Genomic DNA, 18,745 nt, shown 5'->3' with positions numbered 1-18,745 from the left:
CGCCCCTACAGGAGCAACAAATGAGAGATAGAAGTTATGAAATATCGGCCATATCCAGGTATTTGTAGCCGTTTTCCGCAATGTGATCCTTGCGGCCCTGGAGGTTGTCCCCCAGCAGCAGGTCGAAGACCTGGGCGGTGCGCTCCACGTCCTCGGGCATGACCTTGATGAGCCGCCGGGTGTCCGGGCTCATGGTGGTCAGCCACATCATGTCCGGCTCGTTCTCACCAAGACCCTTGGAGCGCTGCAAGTCATACTTTTTCTTCTCAGCGTCCAGCTGCTGGCAGATCTCTGCCTTCTCCCGGTCGGAGTAGGCAAACCAGGTCTTCTCTTTACAGGTGATCTCGTACAGGGGGGACTCGGCGATGAACACATACCCCTCCTGGATGAGGGTGGGGGTGAGGCGGTAGAGCATGGTGAGGATGAGGGTGCGAATCTGAAATCCGTCCACGTCGCCATCGGTACAGATGATGATCTTGTTCCACCGCAGGGCGGACAGATCGAAGGCGGACAGGTCCTTGACGTGCTTGTCCTTCACCTCCACGCCGCAGCCCATGACCTTGAGCAGGTCGGTGATGATCTCACTTTTGAAGATTTTGGCGTAATCGGCCTTCAAACAGTTGAGAATCTTACCACGAACGGGCATGATACCCTGGAACTCAGCGTCTCGGCTGAGCTTACAGGCGCCCAGAGCGGAGTCGCCCTCCACGATATACAGTTCCCGCCTCGCGACGTCCTTGGTGCGGCAGTCCACGAACTTCTGCACCCGGTTGGAGATGTCCACCGAGCCGGACAGCTTCTTTTTGATGCCCAGGCGGGTCTTTTCGGCGGTCTCCCGGGACCGCTTGTTGATGAGCACCTGTCCGGCGATCTTCTCGGCGTCAAAGGGGTTCTCGATGAAGTAGACCTCCAGCTGGGAGCGGAGGAACTCGGTCATGGCCTCCTGGACGAACTTGTTGGTGATGGCCTTTTTGGTCTGGTTTTCGTAGCTGGTCTGGGTGGAGAAGTTGTTGCTCACCAGCACCAGACAGTCCTGAATGTCCGCCCAGGTGATCTTAGACTCGCTCTTTTGGTACTTGCCGTTTTGCTTGAGCCAGGAATCAATGGCGGAGACAAAGGCGGAGCGCATGGCCTTCTCCGGGGCGCCGCCGTACTCCAGCCAGGAGGAGTTGTGGTAGTGCTCCACCAAATTCACCGTGTTGGAGAAGCAGAAGGACACAGACAGCTTTACCTTATAATCTGCCTTGTCCGCCCGGTCCCGACCCTTCCGTTCGGTCTGCCAGAACACCGGGGGGGTGAGGGACTGATCTCCCACCAGCTCGGTGACATAGTCGATGATGCCGTTTTCGTACTTGAAGTCGGTGGTCTCAAAGCGGTTGGCCCCGATCTGGTTGCGCAGCCGGAAGGTGACCGGGGCGTTGACCACCGCCTGACGCTTCAAGGTGTCGGTGTAGTACTCCAGGGGGATGTCGATGTCGGTGAACACGTCCAGGTCGGGCAGCCACCGGAACTTGGAGCCGGTCTTTTTCCGGTCGGCGGGCTCTTTGATCATCTCCCCCACCAGTTCGCCCCGCTCAAAGTGGAGGGTGTACTTAAAGCCGTCCCGGTAGATGGTGGCGTCAAAGTAGCGGGAGGCGTACTGGGTGGCGCAGGAGCCCAGGCCGTTGAGGCCCAGGGAGTACTCGTAGTTGTCCCCGTCCCCGTTTTTGTACTTGCCGCCGGCGTACAGCTCGCAGAACACCAGCTCCCAGTTGTACTTGCCCTCCGCCTCGTTCCAGTCCACGGGGCAGCCCCGGCCGAAGTCCTCCACCTCAATGGAGTGGTCCTGGTAGCGGGTGACAATGATCTGGCTGCCGTGGCCCTCTCGTGCCTCGTCGATGGCGTTGGAGAGAATCTCGAACACGGCGTGCTGGCAGCCGTCCAGTCCGTCGGAGCCGAAGATGACGCCGGGGCGCTTGCGCACCCGGTCCGGACCCTTCAGGGAAGATATGGATTGGTTGTCATATGTTGTCTTTACACTGGCTTTTGCCATAGTTGCACCTACTTTTGTATGAGCATATCATTTCATTTTAATTATAGCGCAAGGTTTGGCCCCCGTCAAGGAAGCGGCTTTGCCGCTTCCACTTCTTCACTTTTCACTCTTCACTCTTCACTGGTTCGCCCGTAGGAGTGCAAACAAAACCGCCGCAGCGCTGTGGCTGCGGCGGTTGGAAATGCGTGCATGTTGCCGATTTGCTTAGGGGAGGGGATACTGGGCCAGATACTCCTGGTACAGCTCTTTAAATTCGGGGTCGCTGCGCAGGTCATCCAGGTACTGGTGGGTGTCGTAGCTGTCGTGGTGCAGCTCGATGATGGCGGCGGCCACGTTGGAGCAGTGGTCGGAGATGCGGGCGCAGTCGCCCAGCACGTCGGTGAAGAGCATACCCTGCTCCACACGGCAGGCCCCGTCTTGGAGACGCTTGATGTGGCGGGCCTTCATGTTGGAGCACAGGTGGTCCACCACCTGCTCCATGGGCTCCACCTTCCGGGCCTGCTTGCTGTCGTCGTCGGCGAAGCTCTTGGCGGTCTCCTTGGTGACGGCGGTGACGGCCTTGGCCAGCACCTGCAGCTCCTCCTTGGCGTCCCCGGAGAGCTGGTTGTGCTTGTTGTGCATCCGCTGGGCGGAGATCTGGATGCTCTTGGCGTGGTCGCTGATGCGCTCCAGATCGCTGATGGAGTGCAGCAGCAGGGACACGGCGCGGCTGTCATCCACAGACAGGGTCTTGGTGGACAGTTTTACCAGGTAGGAGCCAATCTGGTCCTCGTACTGGTCCAGCTGATCCTCCACCTCGCACACCAGCTTGGCGTCCTCCTCGTTGTAGGAGGTGATGAGGCCCAGGGCACGCTGGACGGAGGTGCTGGCCAGGTTGGCCATGCCGATGGCCAGCTTGTTGCACTGCTCCAGAGCGATGGGAGGAGTGACCAGCAGGCGCTCGTCCAACAGCATGACCTCGGGCTCCTTGGCCTCTTCCTTGATGGTGGCGCAGGCCAGCTTCACCAGCAGCTTGTTGAAGGGCAGCAGGGCCAGGGTGCACACCACGTTGAACACCGTGTGGACCACGGCGATATAGAACTCGTTGATGCTGTCGTTGAGGAAGGGCATGGGGATGAAGACTTGCAGGATAAAGAACAAAATGAGGAAGGTAATGGTACCAATGACGTTGAAATACAGATGAATGAGGGCAGCCCGACGGGCGTTCTTGTTGGCGCCCACCGAGGAGAGCATGGCGGTGACGGTGGTGCCGATGTTCTGGCCCAGGATGATGGGGATGGCGGAGCCAAAGGTCACCACACCCGTGGAGGCCAGGGCCTGCAGGATACCCACAGAGGCAGAGGAGGACTGGATGATGGCGGTGAGAGCCGCGCCAGCCAGCACGCCCAGGATGGGGTTGGAGAACATCAGCAGGATGTTGGTGAACTCAGGTACGTCCTTCAGACCGGCCACAGCCCCGGACATGGTGTCCATGCCGAACATGAGGGTGGCAAAGCCCAGCAGAATGGCGCCGATGTCCCGCTTGCGGTTGTCCTTGAGGAACACATACAGCACCACGCCGATGACGGCCAGAATGGGGGAGAAGGAGGTGGGCTTGAGCAGCTGGATAAAGAAGCTGTCGCCCTGAATGCCGGACAGAGACAGAATCCAGGCCGTCACCGTGGTGCCCACGTTGGCACCCATGATGATACCCACGGCCTGATTGAGCTTCATCACACCGGAGTTGACGAAGCCCACCACCATCACCGTGGTGGCAGAGGAGGACTGAATGATGGCGGTGACCACCAGGCCCAGGAAGAAGCCTTTGATGGGGCTGGAGGTGAGCCGCTCCAGGATGGTTTTGAGCTTGTTGCCCGCTGCTCGCTCCAGTCCATCGCCCATAATGGACATACCAAAGAGGAACAGGGACAGGCCGCCCAACATCGTCAGGACGTCGAATAAATCCATAGTCGCATACCTCAATCTTTTTCTTCAAATTTGGACATAACTGGTCATAGTATAACATACACGTAAACGGAGTGTAAAGAGTGTGTGTCCCAAAAATCTGATACCAGAGCCGCCACTCCTTTCCGTATTATAACCACTCCACCAATAGAGGAATAATTTTTAATCACTCAAAGAAGTCCCAGGACTTCTTTGAGTGGGGGATTGCATGGCGGATGGGGCTCGATTTCTTGCGAAAAAGTCACCCCGTCCGCCATGAGAGGTGTCATTTCCGATGCACATGTCCCCGGAAATGACGAGATTTCAATGGATTCCGTCACCTGCGGGTGACGGAACTCTGCGAGGCTCCATATTAGGAGAGTTTTTCCGGTCTGGAATAATTTTTATGTATTTCGCTTAAACTGGGAGAGAATCTGGAACAAAAAACCAAAGGAGGATGCCCTATGACGGTGGGAAGAAAACGGGGGAGGAATGTCAGGCTGGAGGAGCGCCGGTGCCTGATGGAGGGGGTGGCCCAGACCCGGGTGCAGCTCAACCAGGCCTATGCCCAGTTCAATTTGCACTCGGACCCGGACTTGGTGGACGCCTGCGTGTATGAGATCAACGCCCTGCGCAGCCGCTACTCCTACCTGGTGCGCCAGGTCAAGCGCCTGGACGCCGCCGACGAGGGAATGCGATGAGCTGGGGTCTGTGGCTGGGGGTGGCCCTGGGGGCGCTGATGCTGCTGGCAATCTTCCGCCGCCCCCTGCGCCTGCTGGGAAAGCTGGCGGTGCGGTGGGGGGTGGCCATGGCGGTGCTGTGGGGCCTCCAGGGCATCGGGCCCAGCCTGGGGGTGTACCTGGGCTTCAACGCCCTCAACGGCCTGGTGCTGGGGGTGCTGGGAGTTCCAGGATTTGGGCTTCTCATGTTGACACAGTGGGTGTTCCGCTGAGGGGGCGGGAAAATATCTACAAAATGTCGGTGGAATCGCTGGGAAAGGTGTGGTAGAATAAGGGGCACGGTGGGCGGCCCAGCGCTGCCCCCAGAGACTCCAGATGAGAAAGGCGGGTGGTTTCGGTGCGAAGACGAAACCGCATGGGATATAGAGGATATCAGGGACGGGGCGGCGGCGCCAGCACCTTCCTGAAACTTATCGTGTGTATTTTGGCCATCCTGGTGGTGGGCGGCGGCGGATACCTGCTGGCGTTGAACAACGGCGGGGCGCTGCCCAGCTGGCTGCCCCAGGGGCAGACCACGGACACCCCCCAGACCCCAGCCTCCGACACCCCCACCCAGGAGCCGGACCCCTCCGATTCCCCCCAGCCCTCTCCCACGCCCTCCCAGGCCCCGGAGACAGAGGAGATTCGGGCGGTGGACGTGACGGTGAGCCAGCTGTTGGACGGCTCGGCCCAGACCCTGGCCCAGCAGACGGGCTGTGACGCCGTGGTGGTTCAGGTCAAGGGCGAGTGGGGCAAGCTGCAATGGCCCAGCCAGGCCGCTCTGGCCCGTCAGCTGGGCACGGTGTCCACCACCCAGAGCCTCACCCAGGCCCTCAACGCTCTGACCGCCCAGGACATCTACCTGGTGGCCCGGGTGGACTGCTTCCGGGACCAGGCCCTGGCCGCTGCCAACGTGGGAGGTAGCCTACTGATGGCCCGTAGCGGCAACCGCTGGTATGACTTCATGGGCATGAGCTGGGTCAGCCCGGTGAATACCCAGGTGCGGCAGTACCTGGTGGAGTTGTGCGTGGAGCTGTCCCAGATGGGCTTTGACGAGCTGGTGCTGGACAGCGCCTACTTCCCCGACCAGGGGGAGGTGCACGTGCTGGCCCAGTCCACCAACTACCCCCAGACCCGCGCCACCGTGGTGGAGCAGTTCTGGCAGGAGGTCACCCAGGCCCTGGAGGGCAGCCAGGTGCGCCTCTCCGCCCAGGTGCGGGGAGACTCCCTGGTGGAGGGCGGCGTGACCAGCGGCATGACCCCCCAGCTGCTGGCCCAGTACACCCAGCGGGTGTGGGTGACCCTGAACAAGGCCACCACCCAGACCCAGGTGACCCGTGCGCTGACCCAGGCGGGGATGGATCCCTCCCGCCAACTGGTGGTCCAGGAGAACACCAGCGGTCAGACCATCTGGGAGTGAGCGACGAAAAGCCTCCCGGAGGGAGCCGCAAGCACGATCAGGGTTTGCATTCATCATTTTTCATTCTTCATTGTCCCATTTAGAGGAGAACCCCCATGACAGAGAAAATTGCCCCCCGCAAGTGGGTGCCTGAGTACGAGGGCACCCTGCGCAGCCACATGATTAAAATTCCCACCTGCATCTCCGAGTGCTCCGGCATCCGGGTATTCGGGCGGAGAATCAAATCCCTGGCCTTTACCACCGACGTGGCGGTGATTCGCAACATCAACGCCGACGCCGTCATGGCCGTCTACCCCTTCACCCCCCAGCCCGCCATCCACCGAGCGGTGATGCAGGCCGCCGACATGCCCGTGTTTGTGGGAGTGGGCGGCGGCGTCACCCGGGGTCTGCGGGTGGTGAACCTGGCCAACGACGCCGAGCACGAGGGCGCCTTCGGGGTGGTGGTCAACGCCCCCACCCAAAACGACGTGGTGCGTCGGCTCAAGCAGGTGCTGGACATCCCGGTGGTGGTCACTGTGGTGTCCCCCAACACCGACATCGCCGCCCGGCTGGAGGCCGGGGCGGATATCCTCAACATCTCCGGGGCCCGGCACACCCCTGAGATCGTCCGGGCGGTGCGGGCGCAGTTCCCCAACGTCCCCATCATCGCCACCGGCGGACCCACCGACGAGAGCATTTTGGAGACCATCGCCGCCGGGGCCAACGCCATTACCTATACCCCGCCCAGCAGTGCGGATCTGTTCGCCGTTTCCATGCAGCGCTACCGCCAGGAACAGGGGGAAACCTGAGCCTTCCACATACCCGATTCCTTTATGCCCCCAAGGCGTACGCCCTGGGGGTTTCTTTTTGTGGAACATTAGTTAAATAGGTAGTAAAGTAGAAAAGAGATAAAAATAGAACGGAAAATACAAAAAACACAGGGATTTTACAAAAAGAAGTGTAGAACTTTTTCACCGAAAATCTTAAAAAACTATTGAACTGATTTGACAAATGTGGTACAATTTTAACATAATCGGGGATCATCTAACCAAGGAACCTGATGACCTTTGAGTCCCAGAAAGAGGTGAGATACTATGGCATTTGAAGCCATCCAGAAGGTGACCCAGACCGAGGAGGCCTCCCGGGGCCAGAAGGCGGAAGCTGCCGCCCAGGCCAAGCGGATTGTGGCGGACGCCCAGCGGGCTGGAAAGGCGCTGGTGGCCGAGGCCCGGGCCCAGGCCCAGGAGAAGGCCAAGGCCATGATGGCCCAGGCCGAGGAGCTGGCCGCCCAGCAGTCCCGCCAGGTGCTGGAGGGCAACGCCCAGGCCTGTGAGGCCATGAAGCGGCAGGCCCGCGGGCATCTGGAGCAAGCGGCGGACCTCATTGTTGGAAGGGTAGGTAAAAACTGATGGCAATCGTAAAAATGAAACGGCTGCGCCTGATGGGGATGCGGTCGGAGCGTGAGAGCCTGCTGCACCTGCTGCAAAAGCTGGGGTGCGTGGAGGTGGACGAGCCTGCCATTGATCTGTCCGATCCCCAGTGGGCGGCGGTGGGCAAGCCGGATGGACAGGGACTGGCCACCGCCCGGGAGCAGAGCAATCTGCTCAACCAGGCGCTGAACGTGCTGGCCAGGCACGTCTCTCTCAAGGGGGGGCTGCTGCGCCCCCGGCCCCGGCTGAGCCGGAAGGAGCTGTTCGACCAGGACAGCTACCGGCGGGGGCTGGACACCGCTCAGGCCATTGTGGACGGGGAGCGGGAGCTGGCCAACCTCACGGCAGAGCAGGGCAAGTTGCAAACTCAAAAGGCGGCGCTGGCCCCATGGCTGTCCCTGGATGTACCTTTGGAGCTGTCCGGGGATGAGAACATTGCCGTGATCTTCGGCACCATCCCCGCCCGGGCGGATTACGCCGCCATGGAGGCGGCGGTGACCCAGGCCAGTGACTTGACCAGCCTGACCTATGCCAGCGCCGACCGGGACTTGCAGTATTTCCTCCTCATCTGTCATAGCGATGTGGAGGAGCTTTGCTGTGAGGCCATGCGGGAGTTTGGCTTCTCCCGCTCCAACCTCCGGGGCTGGACAGGGACGGCGGCGGACAATGACCGGCAGCTGGACAACCAGCTGGCGGTGGTGGCCCAGAAGATGGATGAGGCCAAAGAGCACATCGCCTCCTTTGCCCCCCACCGGGACGCTCTGCGTCTGTGCCTGGACCGGGTGGCTCAGGACATCGCTCGGGAGGAGGCCAAGGGTCGACTGGTGGATTCGGAATGTGCCTTCTATCTGGAGGGCTGGGTGCCCGACCCCGACGTAGAGGCGCTGGGACAGGCCCTGAGGGGCTATGTCTGCGCCTGGGACATCCGGGCGCCGGAGCGGGAGGAGTATCCCACGGTGCCGGTGAAGCTCAAGAGCAACCGGCTCACCGAGCCGCTGACCACCATTACCACCATGTACTCCCTGCCCGCCTATGACGGAGTGGATCCCAATGGGCTGATGATGCCCTTTTATGTGTTTTTCTTTGGCTTTATGTTTGCCGATTTGGGCTACGGCCTGATCCTGGCCGCCGTCACCGCATTCATCCAGTGGCGGATCCGTCCCAAGGGGGGATTCGGTCAGCTGGTGCGGCTGATGATCATGTGCGGCATTTCCTCTGCGGTGATCGGCCTGCTCACCGGTGGCTTTTTCTCCGACTTTTTGGTGCAGTTTACCGGGATGCTGGGCTTGCCCCAGCCGGTGATTCCGTTTTTGTCGGCGCCCGAGGGCAGCGGCGTACCCAGCCCGCTGCTCAACGTCATGGGCGATCCCATGAGTGTGCTGGTGTTCTCCCTGGTGGTAGGCCTGGTTCAGATCGTGGTGGGCATGGCGGTGAAGTTCTGGATGCTGTGCCGGGACGGCAAGGTGCTGGATGCGGTGCTGGACGTGGGATCCTGGTGGGTCATCTTTGTGGGCATCGCCCTGTTTGCCTTGGGCATCGGCAATGTGTCGGGCTACCCGGTGGTGCTGATCGTGGGCTGTTTGATGCTGCTGGGCCAGGCCCGGGGGGCCAAGGGCATCGGCGGGAAGCTGGGTGCGGTGATCGGTGCGGTGTACAACGGTGTCACCGGCTATTTTGGAGACATCCTCTCCTACTCCCGCTTGATGGTGATGATGTTGGCCGGCTCGGTCATCGGCCAGGTGTTCAACATCCTGGCGGCCATGCCCGGCAGCGGGCTGCCCCCGGCGCTGGGGATCCCAATTTTCTTCATCATCTTCCTGCTGGGACATAGCTTCAACATCGGGCTCAATGTCATTGGTACCTATGTACACACGTCCCGACTGCAATATCTGGAATTTTTCAAACAATTTTATCAGGAAGGCGGACGTCCCTGGCGTCCGTTGGAAATCAACACCAAGTACGTCGATATTGAGGAGGAAAAATAATATGTATATCAGCGAATTTCTGACCATGTATGCCGGTCCCTTCTTTGGATTTCTGGGTGCTGCTCTGGCTGCAGGCCTGGCCTGCGTCGGTTCCGCCAAGGGTACCGGTCTGGCCGGTGAGGCCGCCGCCGGCCTGTTGTCCGAGGATCCCTCTCAGTTCTCCAAGTGCATGATCCTGCAGGTCATCCCCGGCACCCAGGGTCTGTACGGCCTGGTCATCGGCTTTTTGGCCCTGATGAAGATGGGCCTGTTTGACGGCACCGTGGCCCAGCTGAGCGTGGCCAACGGCCTGCTGATTCTGGCCGCCTGCCTACCCATGGCACTGGGTGGTCTGCTCTCCGGCATTGCCCAGGGCCGTGTGGCCGCCGCTTCGGTGAACATCGTGGCCAAGAACCCCAACGACTGGTCCAAGGGCATGGTGCTGTGTATCATCGTGGAGTTCTACGCCATTTTGTCCCTGCTCATCTCCTTCCTGATGATCATGTTCGGCTTCTGAGCTGAGAGGTAGACTATGGACGGAATCGAGAAGATCATAGACCGCATCAGCAGCGATGCCCAGCGGGAAGTGGACGACGTGCTGGCAGCGGCCCAGGCCGAGGCGGAGAAGATCACCGCTGAGTATCAGGCTCAGGCCAAGGCCGAGGCCGACGACATCCTGGCCCGTGGGGAGAAGGCCGCTGCCGAGCGGGGCGAACGGCTGGCCAGCGTGGCCCAGCTGGAGTGTCGCAAGGAAGTGCTGCGGGCCAAGCAGGAGGTCGTGGAAGAGGCCTTCCAGCTGGCCATGAAGAAACTCACCCAGCTGCCCCAGGAGAAGTGCGTGGCTCTGCTGGCCGATCTGGCCGCCCAGGCTGCCTCCAAGGGCACCGAGGCCCTCATCTTCTCCGCTGCCGACCGGGCCCGGTTGGGCAAGGCGGTGGTGGTGGCCGCTAACCAGAAGCTGGGGGACAAGGGCCAGCTGACCCTGTCCCAGGAGACCCGCCCCATGCAGGGAGGCTTCATCCTCAGCGACGGGGTGGTGGAGGTCAACTGCACCTTTGAGACCCTGGTGCGGCTGCAGCGGAACACCCTGTCCACCCAGGTGGCAGACGTGCTCTTCGGTTGATGCAGACCCTTTCACACATCATTTCAGAAAGGGGGAAATCAACCATGTCACACGAGAAAGATTTGGATTATTTGACCATATCCGCCCGCATCCACGCCATGGAGAACCGACTGCTCAACCATGAGCGCATGGAGCGGATGATTGAGGCCCGGGAGCTTTCTGAGGCTGCCAAGGTGCTCACCGAGTGCGGATATGAAGACCTGGGGCAGGTGACGGCAGGGGGCATTGAGGAGATGCTCTCCAAGGCCCAGACCGACCTGTTCCACGATTTGAGCAGTGCTGTGGGCAACCGGGCGCTGCTGGATGTGTTCCGGTGCAGCTACGACTACCACAATGCCAAGGTGCTGGTGAAGGGGGAAGCCCTGGGGTCAAACCAGGAGTCCCTGCTGGTGGGGGGCGGCCGGTACGACCCCCAGAAGCTGGCGGAGGACTACCAGCGGGAGGATCTGCGGGGCTGCTCCGACATCTTCCGCCGGGGTGTGGCCCGTGCCCGGGAGACCCTGGGTGCCACCGGCGACCCCCAGCTGTCCGACTTCATCCTGGACCGGGCCTACTTTGAGGAGCTCACTGCCATGGCCCGTCAGGCGGACAGCAAGTTCCTGGAGGGCTACGTGGCCCTGACCATTGACGTGGCCAACCTGCGCTCCTGCGTCCGGGCATCCCGGCTGAACAAGGGCATGGATTTTCTCCAGCAGGTGCTGGTGCCCGGGGGCAATGTCCCCGCCCGTACCCTGGCCACTGCCCGGGGGGACGAGCTGGCGGGCCTGTTCCGCACCAGTCCTCTCTCCCAGGCCGCTGCCACTGGCTCCGCTCTGTCCGCCCCCGGCTCCGGGGCGCTGACTGACTTTGAGCGGCAGTGCGACGATGCGGTGATGGAGTACCTGGGTGCCGGTCGCCGAGTGGCCTTTGGCGAGCAGCCCATTGTGGGCTATCTCTACGCCCGGGAGGCGGAGATGACCGCCATTCGCATCATTTTGTCCGGCCGTATGGCGGGCCTGGACGGAGACACCATCCGGCAGCGTCTGCGCCGGACCTACGGTTAAAGGAGGGGAAGGGACATGGCTCGTTATCAGATCGCCGTCATCGGCGACAAGGACAGCGTGTTGGGCTTCAAGGCCTTAGGGCTGGCCACCTTTCCGGTGGACAGCGTGGACCAGGCCCGCACCACCCTCCACACCATCGCCAAGGAGAACTACGGGATTATCTATCTCACCGAGACCCTGGCGGCCAGTATGGACAGCGACATCGCCCGCTACAAGGACGAGCTGACCCCTGCCATCATTCTCATTCCCGGGAAAGAGGGCAGCCAGGGCATCGGCATGCGCAACATCAAAAAAGCGGTGGAACGTGCCGTAGGCGCAGACATTCTTTGATGGGGCAATCCCTCGCCATGACGGCTGCGGTTCTGACGGGCCCTTTTGCGCCATACCATCGTTGTGACTTTTTGAAATCCACAAAGGATTTCTGCAAAGCCACGCCTCGGTCTGACACAAAATTGCTCCGTCATACCACTTGCCGTTATGTCTCGGCATTGCCATGGCGTGTTTGAATACACAAAAATCAAAACCTAGAAGGAAGGTTTCGACGATATGGGTAAAGTAGTTAAGGTCTCCGGCCCCCTGGTGGTGGCCACCGGCCTGTCGGACGCCAACATGTCCGACGTAGTCCGTGTGGGTCCCCAGCGCCTCATCGGTGAGATCCTCACCATGAACGGGGATGCCGCCTCCATTCAGGTCTATGAGGAGACCTCCGGCCTGGGCCCCGGCGCCGAGGTGGTAACCACCGGTTACCCCATGAGCGTAGAGCTGGGCCCCGGCATGATTGAGAATATCTACGATGGAATCCAGCGACCCCTGGAGGAGATCATGAAGAAGGTGGGGGGCAACAACCTGCCCCGTGGCGTGGAGGTTCCCCCCATCGACCCCGAGAAGCTGTGGGAGTTCACTCCCGTGGCCAAGGTGGGGGATAAAGTGGAGGGCGGCGACGTCATCGGCACCGTCCCCGAGACCCCCGTGGTGCTCCACAAGATCATGGTGCCCCCCTATCTCAAGGGCACTCTGAAGAGCGTCACCCCCGCTGGCTCCTACAACGTGAAGACCGTGGTGGCGGTCCTGACCCGTGAGGACGGCACCGACGTGGAGATCACCATGAGCCAGCGCTGGCCCGTGCGTGTGGGCCGTCCCTACAAGCGCAAGTATCCCCCCGTCCGTCCCCTGTCCACCGGACAGCGGATTGTGGACACCTGCTTCCCCGTGGCCAAGGGCGGCACCGCCGCCATCCCCGGCCCCTTCGGCTCCGGCAAGACCGTGATGCAGCACGCCGTGGCCAAGTGGTCTGACGTGGACATCGTCATCTACATTGGCTGCGGCGAGCGTGGCAACGAGATGACCGACGTGCTCCGGGAGTTCCCCGAACTCATCGACCCCCGCACCGGCGAGTCCCTGATGAAGCGCACCGTGCTCATTGCCAACACCTCCGACATGCCCGTGGCTGCCCGTGAGGCCTCCATTTACACCGGCATCACCATCGCCGAGTACTTCCGTGACATGGGCTACGATGTGGCCGTCATCGCCGACTCCACCTCCCGCTGGGCCGAGGCTCTGCGTGAGATGTCCGGCCGTCTGGAAGAGATGCCCGGTGAGGAAGGCTACCCCGCCTACCTGGCCTCCCGTCTGGCCCAGTTCTACGAGCGGGCTGGCTCCGTGTCCTGCCTGGGCAGCGACGACCGCCGTGGTTCTCTGACCGCCGTGGGCGCCGTGTCCCCTCCCGGCGGCGACCTGTCCGAGCCCGTCAGCCAGGGCACCATGCGTATCGTCAAGGTGTTCTGGGCTCTGGACGCCCAGCTGGCCTACAAGCGCCACTTCCCCGCCATCAACTGGCTCAACTCCTACTCCCTGTACCTGGACTCCCTGAAGCCCTGGTTTGACGAGAACCTGGGCCCTGAGTTTATGGCCAACCGGGAGCAGGCCATGAGCTTGCTGCAGAGCGAGGCCAGCCTCAACGAGATTGTGCAGCTGGTTGGTAAGGACTCCCTGTCCCCCAATGACCAGCTGACCCTGGAGTCCGCCCGTATGGTGCGTGAGGACTTCCTCCAGCAAAACTCCTTTATGGACGTGGACTCCTACTCCAGCTATGACCGCCAGGCCCAGCTGCTGGCCATGATTCTGAACTATGACAAGCTGTGCCGGGCCGCCATCGCCAAGGGCGCTCCCACCATGGAGCTGTTTGGCATCCCCGCCCGGGAGCGCATTGGCCGCGCCAAGTCCGTGCCCGTGGAGCAGTACCAGCAGGAGTACGCCGACATCCGGGTGCAGATGGAGCGGGAAATCGACGAAGTTGTGGAAAAGGCGGGTGATACCCTGTGATTCGTGAATATAGAACCATTCAGGAGATCGTCTCTCCTCTGATGATGGTGAAGATGGTGGAAAACGTCACCTATGACGAACTGGTAGAGGTAGAGCTGCCCGATGGCGGCATCCGCCGTGGTAAGGTGCTGGAGGTCAACGGCGACACCGCTGTGGTGCAGCTGTTCGAGTCCGCCGCCGGCATCAACCTGGCCCAGTCCAAGGTGCGTTTCCTGGGCCACCCCCTCCAGCTGGGTGTGTCCGGCGACATGCTGGGCCGCGTGTTCAACGGCATGGGCCGTCCCATTGACGGAGGCCCCGAGATCCTGGCCGAGGAGTACCGGGATATCAACGGCCTGCCCATGAACCCCGCCGCCCGGGACTACCCCAACGAGTTCATCCAGACCGGTGTGTCCACCATTGACGGCCTGAACACCCTGGTGCGTGGCCAGAAGCTGCCCATCTTCTCCGGCTCCGGTCTGCCCCACGCCCAGCTGGCCGCTCAGATCGCCCGTCAGGCCCGTGTGTTGGGCGACGACGCCGGCAACTTCGCCGTGGTGTTCGCCGCCATCGGTATCACCTACGAGGAGTCCGAGTACTTCGTCCAGGAGTTCAAGCGCACCGGCGCCATCGACCGCACCGTGCTGTTCACCAACCTGGCCAACGACCCCGCCGTGGAGCGTATCTCCACCCCTCGTATGGCCCTGACCGCCGCCGAGTACCTGGCCTTTGAGAAGGGCATGCACGTGCTGGTCATCTTGACCGACATCACCAACTACGCCGAGGCCCTCCGTGAGGTGTCTGCTGCCAAGAAGGAAGTGCCCGGCCGCCGTGGCTTCCCCGGCTACCTGTACACCGACCTGGCCACCATGTACGAGCGTGCCGGCCGTCAGCTGGGCAAGCCCGGTTCCATCACCATGATCCCCATCCTCACCATGCCCGAGGATGACAAGACCCACCCCATCCCCGACCTGACCGGATATATCACCGAGGGCCAGATCATCCTCTCCCGTGCTCTCTACCGCCAGGGCATCAATCCCCCCGTGGACGTGCTGCCCTCCCTGTCCCGTCTGAAGGATAAGGGTATCGGCGAGGGCAAGACCCGAGAGGACCACGCCAACACCATGAACCAGCTCTTTGCCGCCTACTCCACCGGTAAGGACAACAAGGAGCTGATGTCCATTCTGGGTGAGGCCGCTCTGACCCCCACCGATCTGCTGTACGCCAAGTTCGCCGATGAGTTTGAAAAGCGCTATGTCAACCAGGGTTATGAGACCAACCGCTCCATTGAGGAGACCCTGGACCTGGGCTGGGAGCTGCTGTCCATCCTGCCCAAGGCGGAGCTCAAGCGCATCAAGCCGGAGTATATCGACAAGTACCTGCCCAAGAAGGAGGGATAAACAATGGCTGCCACCGTTGTCAATCCCACCCGAATGGAGCTCACCCGCTTAAAACGCAAGCTGAAGACCGCCCAGCGGGGCCACAAGCTGCTCAAAGACAAGCGGGACGAGCTGATGAAGCAGTTTCTGGACACCGTGCGGGAGGTGCGCGCCCTGCGCAGCCAGGTGGAGGAGGAGCTGATGCGGGTGCACGGCTCCTTCACCGTGGCCTCCGCCCTCATGAGCGGGGCGGCCATGGAGCAGGCGCTGATGTACCCCAAGCAGAGCGTGGAGCTGGACATGAGCTTCCGCAATGTGATGAGCGTCAACGTGCCCACCTACACCTACAAGACCCGCACCAGCGACACCTCGGACATCTTCCCCTACGGCTTTGCCACCACCTCCGGCGAGCTGGACTCCGCCGTGGAGGCCCTGGGGGATGTGTTCCAGTCCATGCTCAAGCTGGCCCAGATCGAAAAGACGGCCCAGCTGCTGGCCGAGGAGATCGAGAAGACCCGCCGCCGAGTCAACGCCCTGGAATATGTGATGATTCCCAACACCCAGGAGGCCATCCGGTATATCACCATGAAGCTGGATGAGAACGACCGCTCCACCACCACCCGATTGATGAAGGTGAAGGACATGCTGCTCAAGCAGGCCCTGGAGGAGCAGAAGGCCCGGGATGCTGAGGCTTTGCAGAACTTCCAATAAGAGCAAAAAAACAAGGTGCCTATTTTGGCACCTTGTTTTTTGGACTGGAAGCCATCCCCGCTGGGCATTGACAACCAGGGAAGGGGGGGCTAACCACCATTTTGCAACAGTGTATGGACATGTATAGTGTAAAAATATACCCTCAGCAGAAAAAGGTAAGCATACCTATTTTCTGCTGAGGGCTTTAAATATTATCATAAGATCTTATAATTTAAGAATTTATCTGTACTAAGCCTATTAAGCGTAAATGTTTTTAATCATCATCTTTTTTGTGATTGCGGCCAAAACCATATCCGCCAAATGCACCAGCAACTAAGCCAGTAACAGAATAGATGATTTTTTCCAATATATCAGTTTTTTCATCTAATAGTACAATTATCGCAATAAAGAATAGCAGTGCAAGAGCGACCAAACCAAAAGTAAATATTTTTCTTTCGTGACGTTCTTGATATGTATTTTGCATTTGTTCTCTGGAGGCTTGAAGATAGTCGGTTATATGTGATTCAGTGATTTTTTTAGCAATTTCGTTTTCTTGAGATAGTTGTCCCATTCCTAACATGCCAAAAGTTTTTTCAATAACTAACCGCTCAGCATGTTTCTTTTGATCTGGAGGAACGCTTCCCAAAATAGCTTCGATTTCTGCAGGAATATCCTGTTCTAAATTGTCGGAGTTGTCGGACAGCCCAGAATCATTCAGATTGTTTTCATCGTTTTCCATTGCAGTCAGTCCTCCTTGTTCATGTTACTTGTGGTAATACCATGCAAAATAGAAATTGTTAAGTCGTGATTCATTTTAAGCAAGGAAATAAGGAGGGGAACTGTGCAAGATTTGGTTATGTTACGTGCAATTTTCACCTTCATGTCGGATATAGTTATTTTAGATGGGGCTATAGATTGAGATTGAGAATAGCTTTTTGTCTTAGATGAATATAAAAAATTTGTCATAAATATACTTCCTTTTTTATGCACAGGATACATGCCTCCTTACTAATTCTAGCATATATATATTACCCGTGCAAGTTAAAACTACATACATATACATAAGAAATATGTTTTTTGCATAATATGCGACATAATAATAAAAAAGAAGAGAAGATATGATGGAAAGTAAAGGATTCCCCGCCAAATCTTTAATAAGTCTAAAGATTTTGGCGGGGAAGAGATATACAGAGGAAATTTACCCCACAAAGGCGTCCAGCAGCTTCAAGGTACTCAGCACGCCCTTTTTGTGGCTGCGCTCATAGCCGTGGGAGGCAAACACCCCGGGGCCGATGAGGCCGTGGCGCACCTCGTACCCGGCGGAGAGGGTGGCGTCGGCGTCCGAGCCGTAGTTGGTGAAGATGTCCACGGCGTAGTCGGCGCCGCCGGCCTTGGCGGCTTCAATCAGCTGGCTGGTGAGGGCGTAGTCATAGGGGGAGCGGCCATCCTTGGCGCAGATGGACACCTTGCGCTCCTCGCCCTCCAGGTTGTCGCCCACGCAGCCCATGTCCACCGCCACCACGTCGGTGATGCCAGCGGGGACGGAGGTGGAGCCGCCGTGGCCCACTTCCTCGTATCCGGTGAGGTGGAGCCACACCGGCCGGGTGGGGGTCACGTTCCCATGGGCCACCTGGCGGGCCAGGGCCAGGAGGATACCAGCAGACAGCTTATCGTCCAAGAAGCGGCTCTTGATGTACCCAGAGGGGGTGACGGTGGTGCGGGGGTCAAAACACACCACATCCCCGTTGGAGATGCCCAGGGCCTTCACGTCCTCCCGGCTCTCCACCTCCTCGTCCAGCACCACCTCCATGGTGTCGAAGGTGCGGGGGGTGTCGGCGTAGTCGGGGTTGACGTGGGCGGAGGGGTTGTGGAGCTGGAAGGTGCCGGTGTACACCTTGCCATCCCGGGTGCGGATGCGCACATTCTCCCCCTCGCAGTTGTGGGGACGCAGGCCGCCCACGTTGACAATGTGGATGCGGCCCTCTCCGGTGATGCGGGAGATCATGCCCCCCAGGGTGTCCAGGTGGGCCAGCAGCAGCAGGCCGCCCGCCTGGGGCAGGTTGGGGGTGAGGTTCACCAGAACGGCCCCTTTCCGGGTGTATTGGGGTTCAAAACCCAGGTCTTTCAGATGATTGTATGTATATTGTGCCACCGTTTCGGTGTAGCCGGAGGGGCTGTCAATGGCCAGCAGGGCCAGAGCCTGTTCCACGGCGTCATTTACTACGTGTTCCACACAGATCGCTTCCTTTGTTGAAAAAGTCCGGCGGCCCAATGCCGTCGGACTTTAGTATAGCATGGTGTCGGGGGAATGTGCAAGGTCACATCCCGGTCTGCTCCAGCAGCTGGCGCAGCAGGGCCGCCCGCTTCACGCCCTCCTGGGCCAGTTGTCCATAGAGTTGGGCAAGGTCGGGGCTGCCCGCCTTGGCTCGGCAGGTCTGGAACTCCTGGGTGAGGGCCTGGTTTCGCTGATAGAGCTGGCGCAGGCCCCCTACGTAGGTGGTCATCCGGGGGGCGGTGAGCTGGGCCACGGGCCAGTAGCGGACCCCGGACTGGAGGAAGTAGGCCGCCGAGAGCTGCTTGGCCTGCTGGTGGAGCTGGGCGGCCACGTTGGACATTTGGCGGCTCTGCTTGCCCGCCCGGCGGCTGAGCAGTCGGGCCAGCTGCCATTGCTCCAGGCTGTCCAGCACTTGCTGGCGCAGACAGCAGGTCTTGGGCTGAGGCTGCGGTCTGGGGGGCGCCGGG

Annotated in this window: 17 protein-coding genes and 1 pseudogene; 13 read left to right on the top strand and 5 right to left on the bottom strand. The window is 60.2% G+C overall.

Annotation, left to right across the window (positions count from 1 at the left end):
- Window positions 1-34: 34 nt before the first annotated feature.
- Complete coding sequence (locus B5F98_RS09775; protein WP_087372003.1) at window positions 35-2,032, bottom strand: toprim domain-containing protein; 1,998 nt, start codon at window positions 2,030-2,032, stop codon at window positions 35-37.
- 204 nt (window positions 2,033-2,236) lie between these two features.
- On the bottom strand, window positions 2,237-3,979 hold the full coding sequence (locus B5F98_RS09770; RefSeq protein WP_087371998.1) for a Na/Pi cotransporter family protein: 1,743 nt from the start codon (window positions 3,977-3,979) through the stop codon (window positions 2,237-2,239).
- 440 nt (window positions 3,980-4,419) lie between these two features.
- Here B5F98_RS09770 and B5F98_RS09765 point away from each other — a divergent pair, with 440 nt between their 5' ends.
- From B5F98_RS09765 to B5F98_RS09705, 13 genes are all read left to right on the top strand, one after another.
- The gene (locus tag B5F98_RS09765; protein ID WP_087371995.1) at window positions 4,420-4,656 is read left to right on the top strand and encodes a DUF2508 family protein; all 237 of its coding nucleotides are present in this window, start codon (window positions 4,420-4,422) and stop codon (window positions 4,654-4,656) included.
- On the top strand, window positions 4,653-4,907 hold the full coding sequence (locus tag B5F98_RS09760; RefSeq protein ID WP_087233755.1) for a pro-sigmaK processing inhibitor BofA family protein: 255 nt from the start codon (window positions 4,653-4,655) through the stop codon (window positions 4,905-4,907). Before B5F98_RS09765 ends, B5F98_RS09760 begins: the two co-directional genes overlap by 4 nt.
- A gap of 143 nt (window positions 4,908-5,050) precedes the next feature.
- Window positions 5,051-6,094: a putative glycoside hydrolase gene (locus B5F98_RS09755; protein ID WP_087371992.1), complete on the top strand. Its 1,044-nt coding sequence runs from the start codon at window positions 5,051-5,053 to the stop codon at window positions 6,092-6,094.
- 95 nt (window positions 6,095-6,189) lie between these two features.
- Window positions 6,190-6,882 carry a hydrolase gene (locus tag B5F98_RS09750; RefSeq protein WP_087371989.1) on the top strand — a complete coding sequence of 231 codons (693 nt, stop codon included), beginning with the start codon at window positions 6,190-6,192 and terminating at the stop codon, window positions 6,880-6,882.
- A gap of 285 nt (window positions 6,883-7,167) precedes the next feature.
- Window positions 7,168-7,482: a hypothetical protein gene (locus B5F98_RS09745; RefSeq protein WP_087234377.1), complete on the top strand. Its 315-nt coding sequence runs from the start codon at window positions 7,168-7,170 to the stop codon at window positions 7,480-7,482.
- Entirely contained in the window at window positions 7,482-9,488 is a 2,007-nt protein-coding gene (locus B5F98_RS09740) for a V-type ATP synthase subunit I (RefSeq protein WP_087371986.1), read from the top strand. Before B5F98_RS09745 ends, B5F98_RS09740 begins: the two co-directional genes overlap by 1 nt.
- Before the next feature lies 1 nt (window position 9,489).
- Entirely contained in the window at window positions 9,490-9,984 is a 495-nt protein-coding gene (locus tag B5F98_RS09735; RefSeq protein ID WP_087234373.1) for a V-type ATP synthase subunit K, read from the top strand.
- Between the two features lie 15 nt (window positions 9,985-9,999).
- The gene (locus tag B5F98_RS09730; protein ID WP_087371981.1) at window positions 10,000-10,590 is read left to right on the top strand and encodes a V-type ATP synthase subunit E; all 591 of its coding nucleotides are present in this window, start codon (window positions 10,000-10,002) and stop codon (window positions 10,588-10,590) included.
- A gap of 44 nt (window positions 10,591-10,634) precedes the next feature.
- Window positions 10,635-11,633, top strand: coding sequence for a V-type ATPase subunit (locus B5F98_RS09725; protein ID WP_087371977.1), 999 nt, complete (start codon window positions 10,635-10,637; stop codon window positions 11,631-11,633).
- Window positions 11,634-11,648: 15 nt separating this feature from the next.
- Window positions 11,649-11,963, top strand: a complete 315-nt coding sequence (locus B5F98_RS09720) for a V-type ATP synthase subunit F (protein WP_087371974.1) — start codon at window positions 11,649-11,651, stop codon at window positions 11,961-11,963.
- Between the two features lie 216 nt (window positions 11,964-12,179).
- Window positions 12,180-13,955: a V-type ATP synthase subunit A gene (locus B5F98_RS09715; RefSeq protein WP_087371971.1), complete on the top strand. Its 1,776-nt coding sequence runs from the start codon at window positions 12,180-12,182 to the stop codon at window positions 13,953-13,955.
- On the top strand, window positions 13,952-15,334 hold the full coding sequence (locus B5F98_RS09710; protein ID WP_087234362.1) for a V-type ATP synthase subunit B: 1,383 nt from the start codon (window positions 13,952-13,954) through the stop codon (window positions 15,332-15,334). Before B5F98_RS09715 ends, B5F98_RS09710 begins: the two co-directional genes overlap by 4 nt.
- A gap of 3 nt (window positions 15,335-15,337) precedes the next feature.
- Window positions 15,338-16,024 carry a V-type ATP synthase subunit D gene (locus B5F98_RS09705; RefSeq protein WP_087234360.1) on the top strand — a complete coding sequence of 229 codons (687 nt, stop codon included), beginning with the start codon at window positions 15,338-15,340 and terminating at the stop codon, window positions 16,022-16,024.
- A 253-nt stretch (window positions 16,025-16,277) separates the two neighbouring features.
- On the opposite strand, the gene B5F98_RS09700 is transcribed toward B5F98_RS09705, so the two are convergent.
- The 3 genes and pseudogenes from B5F98_RS09700 to B5F98_RS13005 all read right to left on the bottom strand — a co-directional run.
- Window positions 16,278-16,742 carry a hypothetical protein gene (locus B5F98_RS09700; protein WP_087371969.1) on the bottom strand — a complete coding sequence of 155 codons (465 nt, stop codon included), beginning with the start codon at window positions 16,740-16,742 and terminating at the stop codon, window positions 16,278-16,280.
- 459 nt (window positions 16,743-17,201) lie between these two features.
- Complete coding sequence (locus B5F98_RS09695; protein WP_087371966.1) at window positions 17,202-18,236, bottom strand: M42 family metallopeptidase; 1,035 nt, start codon at window positions 18,234-18,236, stop codon at window positions 17,202-17,204.
- An 85-nt stretch (window positions 18,237-18,321) separates the two neighbouring features.
- Window positions 18,322-18,745, bottom strand: a pseudogene (locus B5F98_RS13005) (hypothetical protein); the annotation flags it as partial.

The organism is Pseudoflavonifractor sp. An44 (assembly GCF_002161675.1).
GTDB classification, from domain to species: domain Bacteria; phylum Bacillota; class Clostridia; order Oscillospirales; family Oscillospiraceae; genus Enterenecus; species Enterenecus faecium.
This window is presented reverse-complemented; position numbering and strand designations above follow the sequence as displayed.